Origin of the sequence: Frateuria sp. YIM B11624 (assembly GCF_049727805.1) — a bacterium.
Classification (GTDB): Bacteria; Pseudomonadota; Gammaproteobacteria; order Xanthomonadales; family Rhodanobacteraceae; genus Frateuria_A.
Genome location: NZ_JBCNYA010000012.1, coordinates 107,747 through 121,169 on the forward strand (window position 1 = coordinate 107,747; position 13,423 = coordinate 121,169).

General features: G+C 72.1%; 8 protein-coding genes. 3 read left to right on the forward strand and 5 right to left on the reverse strand.

The window, feature by feature from the left end; all coding sequences use genetic code 11:
* Positions 1-23: 23 nt before the first annotated feature.
* The gene (locus tag AAIL17_RS08235) at positions 24-1,604 is read left to right on the forward strand and encodes a tetratricopeptide repeat-containing sulfotransferase family protein (RefSeq protein ID WP_424682344.1); all 1,581 of its coding nucleotides are present in this window, start codon (positions 24-26) and stop codon (positions 1,602-1,604) included.
* Between the two features lie 20 nt (positions 1,605-1,624).
* Here the strand turns inward: AAIL17_RS08235 and AAIL17_RS08240 are convergent, their stop codons facing one another.
* Complete coding sequence (locus AAIL17_RS08240; RefSeq protein ID WP_424682345.1) at positions 1,625-2,455, reverse strand: DUF2182 domain-containing protein; 831 nt, start codon at positions 2,453-2,455, stop codon at positions 1,625-1,627.
* Between the two features lie 3 nt (positions 2,456-2,458).
* Complete coding sequence (locus tag AAIL17_RS08245; RefSeq protein WP_424682346.1) at positions 2,459-3,223, reverse strand: DUF899 domain-containing protein; 765 nt, start codon at positions 3,221-3,223, stop codon at positions 2,459-2,461.
* A 106-nt stretch (positions 3,224-3,329) separates the two neighbouring features.
* On the opposite strand from AAIL17_RS08245, the gene AAIL17_RS08250 reads away from it, so the two are divergent.
* Complete coding sequence (locus AAIL17_RS08250; RefSeq protein WP_424682347.1) at positions 3,330-4,547, forward strand: helix-turn-helix domain-containing protein; 1,218 nt, start codon at positions 3,330-3,332, stop codon at positions 4,545-4,547.
* 32 nt (positions 4,548-4,579) lie between these two features.
* Positions 4,580-5,227: a glutamine cyclotransferase gene (locus tag AAIL17_RS08255; RefSeq protein WP_424682348.1), complete on the forward strand. Its 648-nt coding sequence runs from the start codon at positions 4,580-4,582 to the stop codon at positions 5,225-5,227.
* A 13-nt stretch (positions 5,228-5,240) separates the two neighbouring features.
* Here AAIL17_RS08255 and pbpC read toward each other — a convergent pair whose 3' ends face one another.
* From pbpC to AAIL17_RS08270, 3 genes are all read right to left on the reverse strand, one after another.
* Positions 5,241-7,694 carry a penicillin-binding protein 1C gene (gene pbpC / locus AAIL17_RS08260; protein WP_424682349.1) on the reverse strand — a complete coding sequence of 818 codons (2,454 nt, stop codon included), beginning with the start codon at positions 7,692-7,694 and terminating at the stop codon, positions 5,241-5,243.
* A 12-nt stretch (positions 7,695-7,706) separates the two neighbouring features.
* Positions 7,707-8,057, reverse strand: coding sequence for a hypothetical protein (locus AAIL17_RS08265; RefSeq protein WP_424682350.1), 351 nt, complete (start codon positions 8,055-8,057; stop codon positions 7,707-7,709).
* A gap of 104 nt (positions 8,058-8,161) precedes the next feature.
* Positions 8,162-13,162: an MG2 domain-containing protein gene (locus AAIL17_RS08270; RefSeq protein ID WP_424682351.1), complete on the reverse strand. Its 5,001-nt coding sequence runs from the start codon at positions 13,160-13,162 to the stop codon at positions 8,162-8,164.
* Between the last annotated feature and the right edge of the window lie 261 nt (positions 13,163-13,423).

The following is a 13,423-nucleotide window of genomic DNA, read 5'->3' on the forward strand; positions in this document are numbered from 1 at the left end:
CGACGCCGCAGGCCCGTGACGACATGACCCAGACAAGCTCCTCGCCGATGGCGGCCCGCCTGCTGGCGAAGGCGCGCGAGGAATGGAAGCGCCGGCAGTTCGACGCCGCCGAACGGACCATCACCAGCGTGCTCGCCCTGGCGCCGGACGATCCCGATGCCCTGCGCATGCTCGGGGTCGCCTCGCAGCACCGTGGCGACCAGGCCACCGCCGCCGACTGCTTCGAACGGGTGCTCGCCACCTGGCCCGAAGACGCCGACCTGCGTGTGGGCCTCGGCATCGCGCTGCACGAGCGCGGACGCATCGACGAGGCCCTGGCGCACCTGCGCCGCGCCTGCGAGCTGGCGCCGGCCGCCGCCTCGGCCTGGTTCAACCTGGGCGAGGCGCTGTGGCGGCAGAACCACGCGGAGGAAGCCGTGACGGCGTTGCAGCGGGCGATTGCGCTCGAGCCCGCACACGTCCCGGCGCGGCTGTCGCTGGCGCGCGCCCAGGCGACGCTGGGCCAGGTCGACGCCGCCGTGGCGGGCTACCGCGAGATACTGCGCCTGGATCCCGGCAACGCCGAGGGGTGGTTCGGGCTGTCCAATCTCAACACGGTGCGCTTCGACGCTGCGGAAGTCGCGCGCCTGCAGGGTGCACTGGCGCGCGCGGGATTGCCGCCGCGCGACCAGGAACTGCTCGGCTTCACCCTGGCCAAGGCGCTGGAGGACCAGGGCGACTACGCGCAGGCGTTCGAGATGTTCCGCCTCGCCAATGCCTCCCGCCGCAAGCGGGTGCGCTGGGATGCGGCGGGCGAACGCCGCCGCGTGGACGCGATCCTGCGCGTGTTCGCCGACGCGACGCCGGCGCCGCCCGATCCGTCGGTCGGCCGCGAGGCGATCTTCATCGTCAGCATTCCACGCTCCGGCTCGACGCTGGTCGAGCAGATCCTCGCCTCGCATCCGCAGGTCGAGGGCGCCAACGAGATCAAGGACCTGCCGCAGGTGATCGACGCAGAAACGCGCCGCCGCGCCTCGGCGTTCCCGCTGTGGGTGCCCGATGCGACCGCGCAGGATTGGCAGCGCCTGGGCCAGGAGTATCTCGCGCGCACCGCGCGCTGGCGCCGTGCCAAACCGCGCTTCACCGACAAGAGCCTAGTGACCTGGTATCTGGTGGGCGCGGCGCTGGCGATGCTGCCGGCCGCGCGCGTGGTGGTGGTGCGGCGCGATCCGGTGGAAACCTGCCTGGCGTGCTACCGGCAGTTGTTCACCGAACAGAGCGGCTTCACCTGCGATCTCGACGAGATGGCCGACTACTGCATCGACTTCCTGCGGCTGACCCGCTTCTGGCTGGCGAAACATCCCGACCGCGTGCTCGACCTGCCGTACGAGTCGCTGGTGGCCGAGCCGGAAACGCAGATACGCCGCCTGCTGGATTTCTGCGAGCTGCCGTTCGATCCCGCCTGCCTCGACTTTCACAAAACCTCGCGCACGGTGTTGAGCACGCCCAGCGCGGCGCAGGTGCGCCAGCCGCTGCGCCGCGACACCGCGCGCAGCGCGCGCTACGGCGACAAGCTCGATCGCCTGCGCCAGCGCCTGCGCGATGCCGGCGTGGCGGTGGAGTAAGCGGTCCCGCGTGCGCAGGGTCAGGCGCGCATCATCAGGATCATCCCCGCGACGGTGGCCACCACACCGATGGCCCGCATGACGGCCGTGCCGGCGGGAACCAGACGCTCGGCCGTGATGGCGGCCGTCACCAGGACCATCGCGCGCAGGTCCATCGATCCGATGGCGAGCAGGGCCGCGGTGGCGCCCACGCAGCAGCCGCTGCAATGGAGGCCGAGCCGCAGGCCGTGCCGCAACGCGCCGGCTGCGTCGCCGGACGCGGGCATGGGGTGGCCGGGCACCGCGCGGCAGCAGGCGAGCAGGCGCGCCTTCCACGCGGTGAACTGCAGCAGGCCGGCGAGCAGCACGACGGCGCCGGTCGCAAGCGGCAGGGTGCGCGGCGGCAGCGGCCATCGCATTCCGAGCGCCGCGAGCGATGCGCCCAGCGGATACACGGCCAGGCCGACCAGCATCCACACCGCAAAGTACGCCAGGCCCGCCAGCATGGCCAGCCGGGCCGGATGGGGCGCATCGGTCTGCAGCATCGCCTGGTGGTAGCGCCACAACGCCGGAAGCACCGACGGCAGCATCATCGCGACCATCATCGGCAGCCACATGCCGAGGAAGGAGGCCGCGGCCGCCGGCCAGCTCTGTCCGGGCATGCGCATCCATGCCATGGACATCGTTTCGCCGCCGGGCATCGGCATGCCTTCCATCGCCGGCATGGACGTGCAGCGCAGGACCGTCACCGCCGCGCTGGCGGCGAACAGCGCCAGTCCGGCGCCCACGAAGACTCGCCGCGTACGACGTTCGGACTGCGCGCTGCGATGCCCGTCGCAGCGCCCGGCCGTGCCTGCGGTCGCCGCGCGCATGGCTCAGCGCCCGTACTCGTCGTGGCGGCGCCACCACACGCCCGCCTCGTTGCGCCCCCGCGGCGCGCGGTCGAGCCACTGGTACATGCCCCACAGGCCGTCGAGGCCGCGGGCATAGGCGGAGTAGGTGTGATAGACGACGCCGTCTTCGCGCACGAAGGCGCTCAGGCCCGGACGGTCGCGCGTGTAGGTCGCGGCGTCGGTGCCGCAGGCGGCGGCCTGGCGGACCACGGGTTCCGGCAGCACGGTGGTTTCGTCCATGGCGTGGCCGCCGCGCCGGTAGTTGTACTCGATGTCGCCGGCGCGCTGCTGTTCCTCGCTGAACCACACGTTGAAGTCGGCGTTGAAGTCGCTGCCGTGGGAGGAGGCCCAGGGGAAACTCCAGCCCATCCGCCGCTTGTACGCCTGCAGCTTGGCCAGCGGCGCGCGCGAGACCGCCGTCAGCATCACGTCGTGGTTGGCCAGATGCGTGGCGATGCCGTTGAAGCCATCGGCGATCGCCGAGCAGGACGGGCAGCCGGCGCTGTAGTCGACGCCGAACATGAAGTGGTAGACGAGCAGTTGCGAGCGCCCCTGGAAGAGGTCGGCCAGGCTGGCCTCGCCCTCGTCGGTGTCGAAGCGGTAGGCCTTGTCGATCCTGACCCAGGGCAGCGCCTGACGCTGGCGGGCCAGTTCGTCGCCGCGGCGGGTGAGTTCCTTTTCCGCCGCCAGCAGCGCCACGCGCGCTGCCAGCCAGTCTTCCCGTGTGCCGATGTTCGGTGCGTTCATTGCCGTCTCCCATGCGAGGTCGGGTGGAGTGTCCGTGGGCTACGCTAGTCGCGGACCGGCAACGGCGGGGAGTGACAAGTGTGGCGCGATTGAGCGGCTGGCCCCGATGGACTCGCTGATCAACGCCGCGGCGCGTGCGCTGGCGGCCGGCGATCCGCTGGGCGCGCTGAATCGGGTCGCGCTGCGCAACGACGCGCCGGCGCTGGCGCTGCGCGGCACCGCGATGGCGCAACTGGGCGACTTCGTCCGCGCCCGTGCGCTGCTGCGCCGCGCCGCGCACGCGTTCGGCCCGCGCGAGGCCCTGGCCCGCGCGCGCTGCGTGGTGGCCGAAGCGGAGATCGCGCTCGCCTCGCGCGAACTCGGCTGGCCCGCCAAACGGCTGGACGAGGCACGCGCGATGCTCGAAGCGCACGGCGACCGGGCGAACGCCGCGCATGCGCGCTACCTGGACGTGCGCCGGCTGCTGCTGCTCGGCCGTCTGGACGAGGCCGAGCGCGCGCTCGGCCAGCTCGATCCCGCGCCGCTGCCGCCGGCGCTGCGGGCGGCGCACGAACTGGTGGTGGCGGGCATCGCGCTGCGCCGCCTGCACACGCAGGCGGCAGCGTCGGCGCTCGTGCGCGCCCGGGATGCCGCACAGCGGGCGGGCATCGTGGCGCTGCTGGCCGAAGTGGACGGCGCCGCGTGCCTGCTCGATGCGCCCGCCGCGCGCCGGATCGCGCGCGACGGCGAGCGGCTCCTGCGCGCAGACGAGGTGGAAACACTGCTGGCGTCGGAAACGCTGGTCGTCGACGCCTGCCGCTATGCGGTGACGGAGGCGGGCAGCCTGGTAAGGCTCGCCGGCCGGCCGGTGCTGTTCGCGCTGGCGCGCGCGCTGGGCGAGGCCTGGCCGGGCGACGTGCCGCGCGACGTGCTGATCGAACGCGCGTTCCACACGCGCTACGCCGACGAGACGCATCGCGCGCGGTTGCGCGTCGAGATCGGGCGGCTGCGCCGGCTGCTGCGGCCGCTGGCCGACGTCAATGCGACGCGGCGCGGCTTCGCACTGGCGCCGCGGCGTGCCGGCGAGGTCGTGGTACTCGCGTGGCCGACCGAGGAGCAGCACGCGACGGTGCTGGCGCTGCTCGCCGATGGCGAGTCGTGGTCCAGCTCGGCGCTGGCGCTGGCGCTCGGGTCCAGCCAGCGCAACGTGCAGCGCGCACTCGACGCGCTGGCGGCGGCCGGCAAGGTACAACCGGTCGGGCGCGGGCGCGCGCGGCGCTGGATGACCCCGCTGCCGCAAATCACGACCACCTTGTTACTCCCAGCCGCGTGGCCGTCCGACTAGGGTGGCGTGCGACAACCCCACGGAGCGAACCGATGAAACGAGCCACCGCCGAGATTCTCCACGAGCACGGTCCCTTCCCCGGCGTCGACGCCGTGCACGGCCTGGCCTGGGACGGCGAGCGCGTCTGGTTCGCCGCCGGCGACCGCCTGCATACGCTCGACCCGGACAGCGGCGCGGTGCAACAGGCGATCGAAGCCACCGCGGACGCCGGTACGGCGTTCGACGGCCGGCACCTCTACCAGATCGCCGGCGACCGCATCCACAAGCTCGACCCCGCGACCGGCCGCGTGCTGGCCGACATCCCGGCGCCCGGCCACGGCGGCGATTCCGGGCTGGCCTGGGCCGAGGGCTCGCTGTGGGTGGGGCAGTACCGCGAGCGCCGAATCCACCAAGTCGACCCGCAGACCGGCGCGGTCTTGCGCACGCTGGAATCGAACCGCTTCGTCACCGGCGTCACCTGGGTCGAGGGCGAGCTCTGGCACGGCACCTGGGAGGGCGAGCAGAGCGAGCTGCGCCATCTCGACCCGCGCACGGGCAAGGTGCTGGAGCAACTGGAAATGCCGCCGGGCGAGATCGTGTCGGGACTCGATTCCGACGGGGAGCAGTTCTTCTGCGGGGGCGGCGGCAGCGGCAAGGTGCGGGTCGTACGCCGGCCCACACGGGTCGCCGCCACCGGTTGAGCGGCGCCGCGCCTCAGCGAGTCGCCTGCCAGCGCGTACCCGCGGCTGGCGGGCCAGCCACCGCGAAGGCCACGCTCGCCCATGCCCCGTCCGGCGACAGCGCCGTGAGCGCGTGCGCGCCCGGGCGGGTCAGGGTCAGCGTGATGGAACCTTCCCCCTGCGTGCTGCCTTGCAGGCGGCCGTCGAGCAGCCATTGCACGGCGTCCTGCGCGCCGAGCGCGCGCACCGCAATGCGCAGGGGTTCGGCGCTGTTGGGCGCCTGGCGCAGCACGCTGCCTTCGCGCAGGCCACTGATGCGGATCGGCACCGCCACGGCGAGCGAGTCGGGCGCACAGCCGGGCGCCAGCGCGGGCAAGGCGGACGCGGCGCGGTCGGACACGCCGAGCCAGGGCGTGGCGAGCGCGGGCCAGCGGGCGAGGATGAGGCGGCGTTCGTGCACGGCGTGGCAGCCCGCGCTCAAGCGCTGGCCCTTCGCATCCACGCGCAGTTCGATGCGTCCGCTCATCCAGGCGCCGGGATCGCGCTCGGCGAAGGTGGGCGGCAGCGCGCCGTCGAGGCTCCAGGCGGTGCGGCGCTGGCGGCACAGCATCGGGTCCGTGCGCGCGGCCGGCTCGCCCAGCGGCCAGCAAATCTCGACGGCGCGCACGCTGGCCGGACGCGGCACATGCACGACGCCGCGCGCCGGCAGCATGTCGGCCAGCTGGAACAGCAGCGGCAGCGCGGTGACCGCGCCGTACTGGCCGGGCGACGGTGTGCCGTCCGGGCGGCCGACCCACACGCCGATGGTCCAGCGATCGGTGACGCCGATCGCCCAGGCGTCGCGGTAGCCGTAGCTGGTGCCGGTCTTCCAGGCGACCGCGGCGTGGCGGTCGAGCGTGCCTTCCAGCGGTGCGCCCTCGACGTCGGCCGGGTTGCTGGCGAGGATGTCGCGGATGATCCAGGCAGCACCGGGCGAGAGCAGGCGGCGCGGACGCTGGGGCTGCTCCGGCGTATAGCGCGGCGCACCGGCGACGCCGCCGTTCGCGAAGGCGCTGTAGCCGCCGACCAGATCCTCCAGCTTCGTCGCCGTGCCGCCCAGGATGATCGAGAGATTGGGCCGCGCGCCGTCCGGCAACTCCAGGTCGACGCCGCCGCTGGTCAGCCGCGCGACGAAGCGGTTCGGGCCGACGCGGTCGAGCACGTCCACCGCCGGCACGTTGAGCGAGCGCTGCAGCGCCTCACTTACGCTGACCGGTCCGCTGAAGGCCTCGTCGAAGTTGCCCGGGTGGTAGCCGCCGAAGTCCTGCGGCGCGTCGACGAGCAGGCTTTCCGAAGTGACCAGGCCGTCGTCCAGCGCCAGGCCGTAGAGGAAGGGCTTGAGCGTGGAGCCGGGCGAGCGCGGCGCGCGCACCATGTCGACGTGGCCGGCGCGCTCCGGGTCGGCGAATTCGCCGGTGCCGATGTAGACGCGCGCCTCGAGCGTGGCGTTCTCCACCGCGAGCAGGGCGACCGAACTGCGCGGCGGCAGCCGGGCGAGGTAGCTGGCGACATGGTCTTCGGCGGCGCGTTGCAGGTTGGCGTCGATGGTGGTGACGATGCGGCGCGCGTGCGGCTGCTGCCGGTGCAGGCGTTCGGCGAGCAACGCGGCGGCCATCGGCGCGCGCAGCGAGCGCGCCACCACCGGCTCGATCGCCGCCTCGCGCACCTGTTCGGCCGTCCATATCCCCTCGTCGCGCAGGCGGTGCATCACCTTGTCGCGGGCGGCGCGGGCGGCGTCCGGGTGGCGGTCCGGGCGCAGCCGGCTGGGCGCCTGCGGCAGCACCGCGAGCAGCGCCGCCTCGGCACGGGAGAGCCGGCTCGCGCTCTTGCCCAGGTAGGCCCACGACGCGGCTTCCACGCCCTGGATGGTGCCGCCGAAGGGTGCGTGGTTGAGGTAGAGATCCAGGATCTGCGTCTTGCTGAGGTGCGCCTCCAGTTGCAACGCGCGCAGGATCTGCCGCAGCTTGCCGCCGAACGTGTGCGGGATCGGCTCGATGATGCGCGCCACCTGCATGGTCAGCGTGGAACCGCCGGAGACGACGTGGCCGTGCAGCGCGCCCTGCACCGCGCCGCGCAGCAGCGCGTAGGGATTCACGCCGGGGTGGCGGTAGAACCAGCGGTCCTCGTAGGCGAGCAGCGCCTGGCGGTAGAGCGGCGACACCCTGGCCGACGTGGTGGGGTAGCGCCACACGCCGTCGTTGTCGGCGAAGGCGCGCAGCGGCGTGCCATCGCGGGCGAGTACGACGGTGCTGCCGGTGTCGGGAGCGGGCAGCGGCAAGGGAAACAGGCGGTCGAGGACGAATGCGGCGAGCACGAGCGCGGCGAGGGTGAGCGCTACGGCGCGCAGCCCGCGCTTGAGTCGTGACGGGCGTTTGATCTGGTCGGGAGGGGTCACGGGTGTTCTCTTGCGCGTTCGCCCATCTGCCTCGCCATGCCGGCAGACGAGCATGAACGGCACCGGTCAGCCGCAGCCGACCGAGGCGCCTCCCTCGCCATCCGGTACCAGGCAGGTGGTCTTTCCGTTGCGCCGGAAAGTCAGGACGCCCGGACAGAAAAGTCCGCTGCCGCGCAGGGTTTCTCGCTCGGCCGGACTGAGCAGCGCGGCGGCGACGCGCATCGCATCGCGGGCGTCCCGACACCGGGACACGACCGGCACGGCGACGACAAGGCTCAACACCATGGCGAGAGGAACGCCAAGCAGCACGGCCGCCACCGGCACCCTGCCGCGATGGGCCAGGGCGAGGGCGCCCAGGCCCGTGACGACGGGGATGGCGGCGATGGCCAGCAAAGCCAGGGCGTCGTGCTGTGGCATGGCATCTCCTGCGCACACGGGTGTCAGGTTGCGGCCGGCGGGAACGGGGACGAACCCATCCCCATCCTGTCTTCCGCGTCGAGCAGAGCGACAGTGCACGGACGCTAAGGCTCGACCACCGTGATCTTCGCCGGCACCGACTTGCCGATGCCGCGCAGCGCCGGGCGATACATGTCCTCCACCAGCGGCGGCGGCACCGTGTACGCGCCGGGCGTCACCGCGCGGACCAGGTAGAACACGTGGGCGGCCTGGCCGCGGCGCAGATGCAGGGCGCCGGCGTAGCGGTCGTCGCGGTACTCCTCGTGCACCAGGTCGGCGGCGCCGGTGTGCTGCTGCATGTCGATACCGTCGACCACCACACCTTCCCACTGCTGCGCGCCGCCGAGGTTGAGGTTCTCCACCTCCAGGCCGCCGGGCAGCAGGTCGGTGACCAGCGCGTCGGGCATGTCGGTGCGCGCCTCGATGGTGAGTTCGGTGATCAACGTGTCGCCCTCCTTCAGCGTGTCGCCGGTCCACGGCTGGCCGTCGGTGGTGAAGTAGCTGCGGCGCACGTCGACTTGGGCTGCGTCGGCGGCAGGCGGCTGCTGCGGGATGCCGGCCACGTCCAGCGTGGCGAACACGGTGTCCTGGCTGGTCGGTTGCACGCTCACGCCGGCGGCCAGTTCGGCGAGCGTGAGCGGGCGGGTCCACAGCCGCTTGTCGGCGGGCGCGGCCTCGCGCTTGCCGCCGATGGCGAGGTCGACCGACAGCGGCGCGCCGTTGCCCGCGTCGAACGCGCGCGCCACGCGGGCGATCGCCACCTGCTCCTGGGTCGAGAGATAGGACCACGACCAGTGGTAGTACGGCACCTCCTGCCGGGTGGCGTGCTCGCGCGCGGTGGCGTTGCGCGCCCAGTCGATCAGCTTGGCGTCGTACTCCGGTTTGCTCATCCCGTAGCGATGGGTGAGCGCCACCATCAGCGCCAGGTCGCGCAGGTCCGAGCCGTAGTCGCCGACGTACCAGGGGCGTTCCTTGTCCCAGGCGAAGGCTTCGTCGATGGCCTTCTGCGCGCGCTCGTTGTCGCCCATCAGCTTGAGCGCGATACCGAGGTGCACCAGCGGCAGCGGGCCGACCAGTTTGCCGCGGTCGCTGTCGAAGATCGCGCGCAGGGTACCCAGCGGCGCGCGGTTGACGCGGGCCAGCACGAAGCCGGAGTAGGCCTCGTCGGCGATGCGCAGGTGGTCGTGATGCTCGTAGCTGAAGTACGGATGACCGCCACCGAGCAGGTCGTCGCTGAGCCGCTGCAGGGATTTCTGCAGCACCTGCGGCGGTACGGCGAAGCCTTCCTCGCGCGCGTCGAGCATGAAGTCGACCACGTACGGCGTCGTGAAGGTCTCGATCGGGCTGGTGCCGCCCCAGAAGCTGAAGTGGCCGTTGCTCGCCTGGAACGAGGCGATGCGCGCCAGCGCGCTGTCCACCGCGGCCTTGCGCACGGCGTCGCTGGTGGAAAGGCCCAGCGCCTTGGCGGTGGCCGGATCCAGGATCAGCGCGGCGTAGCCCTTGCTGGTGGTCTGCTCGATGCAGCCGTAGGGATAGGCGAGCAGGTGGCGCAGCGCCGAACCGTAGGGCAGCGGCGGCAGCGTGCTCAGGGTGAGCTGGGTGCGCACGGTGGGCGCCAGCAGACCGGCGGCGGCCGCGGCGTCCAGGTGCGCGGGCTTGCCCGCCTCGATCGCCAGCGGCACGGTCTTCTGCTGCTCGGGCCAGGCCGGGCGCACGGCGAACTCGAAGTGGCGGTCCACGCTGAAGTTGTCGGACTTGCCGTCGTTGAGCGTGGCGTGGATGTCGAGCTTGGCCACCGCTGCGCCCGCGCCCGCCGTGATCGGCATGCTCAGCGTGGTGCCGGCGCCGTCCTTGAGCGCCACCTCGCGGCTGGCGTCGGCGAGAGTGATCGGGCCGGTGCCCTTGACCGTCACCCTGGCGGTGCCGTCATGGCCCGAGAGGTTCTTGAGGTCCAGGCTGATGCGCGCCTTGTCGCCGGCCGCCATCACTCGCGGCGTGCTCGGCTCCACCACCAGCGGCGCACGCACGGTGACCGCACCCTCGGCGTTGCCGAAGCGGTCGGCGCTCCAGGCCAATGCGGCCAGGCGCAGGCTGCCGTTGAAGTCGGGCACCTGTACGCGCAGCGTCGCCTTGCCCTGCGCATCGAAGGCGACCGGCGCGGCGAACAGGTCGACGATCTGCACCTTGGGGTTCAGGCGTGCGGCATGCGGCAGCGCCGGACCGCTCATGTCGCCGCCGTAGCGCAGCTTCGCCTCGACGCCGTCCATCGCCTCGATGATGCGGCTGTACAGGTCGTAGGCGTCCACGCCGAAGGCGCGCTTGGCGAACATCCAGGCCCAGGCGTCGGGCACCGGATAGCGGGTGATGTTGATGACGCCCTGGTCGACCGCCGACAGGCTGACGTAGGCGCGCGTACCGGCCAGGTTCTTCGCCTGCACGGTGACCTCGAGCGGCTTGCCCGGGCGCATCATCTGCGGCGCGCTGAGTGCGAGCGGGATGCGCCGGTCGTTGCGTTCCATCGCCACGTGCTCGATGCCGAGCGCGCGCGCCGGCGTGGTGTGCTCCTCGGCCTCGCCGCCGCGGAACACCAGCGCGGAGACGTACACGTCATGGCGCTCCCAGTCCTTCGTCACCGGGATCTCGAAGCTGCTGCCGGCCTTCGCGTCGATGTCGCGCACGTAGAGCAGGTGGTCCGATTCGACCAGCAGCAGGCCGGGGCCGTCGTGCGGCGGCGTGACCGTCACCTTCATGGTGTCGCCGGCGCGGTAGCGCGCCTTGTCCAGCTGCAGCTTCACCTTGTCCGGGCGCGCCTCCTTGCCCAGGTTCTCGTCGTCCCAGCTCCAGCCGGCGAAGAACGGGAACACCGTGGTGAGCTTCGTCTGCGGGTCGTAGACCTCCAGCCGGTAACCGCCCCACTCCACCGGAAAGTCCACGTGCACGCGCTCACCCGCCGCGACGTCGACGTCCTTCTCCTCGATCAGTTGCAGCTGATGGTGCGCGTCGGACTTCCAGCCGTCGCCATGCTCGTAGAGCCAGTAGAAGTCGCGCAGCTCGCGCTGCAGGCGCACCTTCAGGTGACGGCCGGCGACCAGCTTGCCGTCGACGTCGGCGCGCAGGATCTCGAACGCGGCCTGGCCCTCGCTCTCGGCGCCCTGCTTCGGATCGAACAGCGGGCGCACGCCGACCAGCTGCGGCGCCGGCCAGTACGTGCGCTTGAGCAGGCGCGTGACCGCGCGGCCGCCGGTCTCGTAGACGCTGCCCGACAGCGTGACGGCGAGCGGCGCGATGGGCTTCACATCGTCGGGCAGCGCGACGTCCTGCGCGAGGCCGCCCTTGGCGTCGAGCCGGGCGTCGAGCACGTCGTTGGCGCTCTTGGGCAGGTCCACCGTGGGATCGCCGAAGAAGGTGTCCTTGAGGCTGTCCAGCGGATGCACCTCCGGCGCGACCAGCAGCTTGGCGGTGAAACGGTTGCCGTCGGCCGGCGCGCCGTAGAGGTAGCTCGATTGCACCTGGAGCCTGAGCGGCTCGTCCGGCGCCAGGCGCGCCTGCGGGCTGCCCAGCTCCAGCTTCAGCCGCTCGGGAAGGAACTCCTCGACGTGGAACGGGAAGGCGTCGACCGCCTCCTTCGCCGCGGGGTCGAGGCGGAACTCGAGCTGCCACAGTCCGGTCGGCGCATCCTCCGGGATCGCCTGGCTGAGCGCGTAGTAGTTGAGGTCGGACGGTTCCAGCCGCTGGTCGGCCAGCGCGCGGCCGTCGGGCTGCTTCAGGCGCACGAACAGCGACTGCGGCTTCATCGGCTTGCCGTCATAGTCGCGCAGCAGTGCCGATACGCGCACGGTTTCGCCCGGCCGGTACAGGTCGCGGCCGGACCAGGCGTACACCTCGAAGGGCGCCTGCTTGCGGCCGGTCACGTCGAAATTGGAGATGTCCAGCGCCGGCCGGTTGAACGGCAGCACCGAGACGTCGTCGCCGTGGCGCGCGATCAGCACGTCGGACGGATCGAGCTTGTAGGCGATCAGCGCGTTGCCGTCGCCGTCGGTGGTGGCCTTGAGCCTGGCCTCGCCGTCCGGCCCGTCGATCTCCACCGCCACGCCGGCCACCGGGGAGCCGTCGCGCAGCGAGGCCACGTGCAGCAGCGCGTTGTCGCGGTACATGCGCAGGTGCAGCCCCAGGTCGCTGACGAAGAAGATCGCGCTGTCGTAGGAACCCTTGAAGGTGCCACCCTGCTTGACCACCGCCATGTACACGCCCGGTCGCTGCAGCTCGCGGATGCGCTGGATCGGGAGGTAGGTCACGGTGCGCTCGTTGTCGTCGCCGCCCAGGGTGTAGTGGTTGGCATAGACCGAATCGGCCATGTCGGTGATCGGCCGCCGCAGGCGCTCGCCATGCTCGCACCGGTCCCACGGATTGATCTCGTGGTCGAGCTCGTAGTTGTCGCGGTGCTTGTTGGCCGGGTAGGCGCAATAGAGGTCGGACAGCGCATCGTCGTGCACGCGGAAGAACTCGACGTCCGCGTCGTGCACGTTCACCGAAACCAGCGGCAGGCCGCGGCTGCCGCGCGCCGGCAGCACGCTGCCGTGCGAGGCGAAGCCCACCGCCGGCGGCACGCTGCCGGAATAGATGTCGCGCTTGAGCTCGTGGCCCAGCGTATGCCCGTCGGCGGCGAGCAGGCCGGCATGCAGCAGCACGGCGTAGTGGGTGTTGGGCTGCACGAAGGGAAAGCGCAGCGTCCTGCCGTCGTCGTCCAGGCTCCAGCTGCCGCTCACCGCCTCGCCGTTGGGGCCGGTGACCGCGAGCTGGCGGTCGAACGGCTGCGCCGCCGCCAGCGGCGCGTTGAAGTGCAGCACCAGCGCGGTGCGCGTACCCCGCTGGTCGGAGCCGGCCGAGGCCAGCACGAATCCCGCCTTGCCGGCCGCCGCATGCGTGGTGGAACTGGCGGCGGGCGCGCCCTGCAGCGCCGGCTTGTCCTGTACAGGGCGGTTGCAGCCGGCCAGCGCGGCCCATCCCAGCACGAGCAGACACCATCCGATCCGGCGCGCCGGGCGCGCCACCGACACATGCCACATGACGATCCCCTTTCCTTGAGGTGCGCACGCATTATTGCCGGGTTTTGTGGCGCGACAGGGGCGGGCGCAGGACAGGGGGCGGACCGTTCGCGTCGTCCGTGTCCGCAGCGAGGGGTCGGATCAGGCTGATGCACGCCGTGGCGATCGCGCGCTTGGCGCGACGGCGAAAGGCGCGGGTGCGACGGGAAGCTGGAGCACCCGCCGCCGCGCCGTAGGGTGGGCTTCAGCCCACCGTTGTCGAGATCGGAAGAGCGTCGTGTA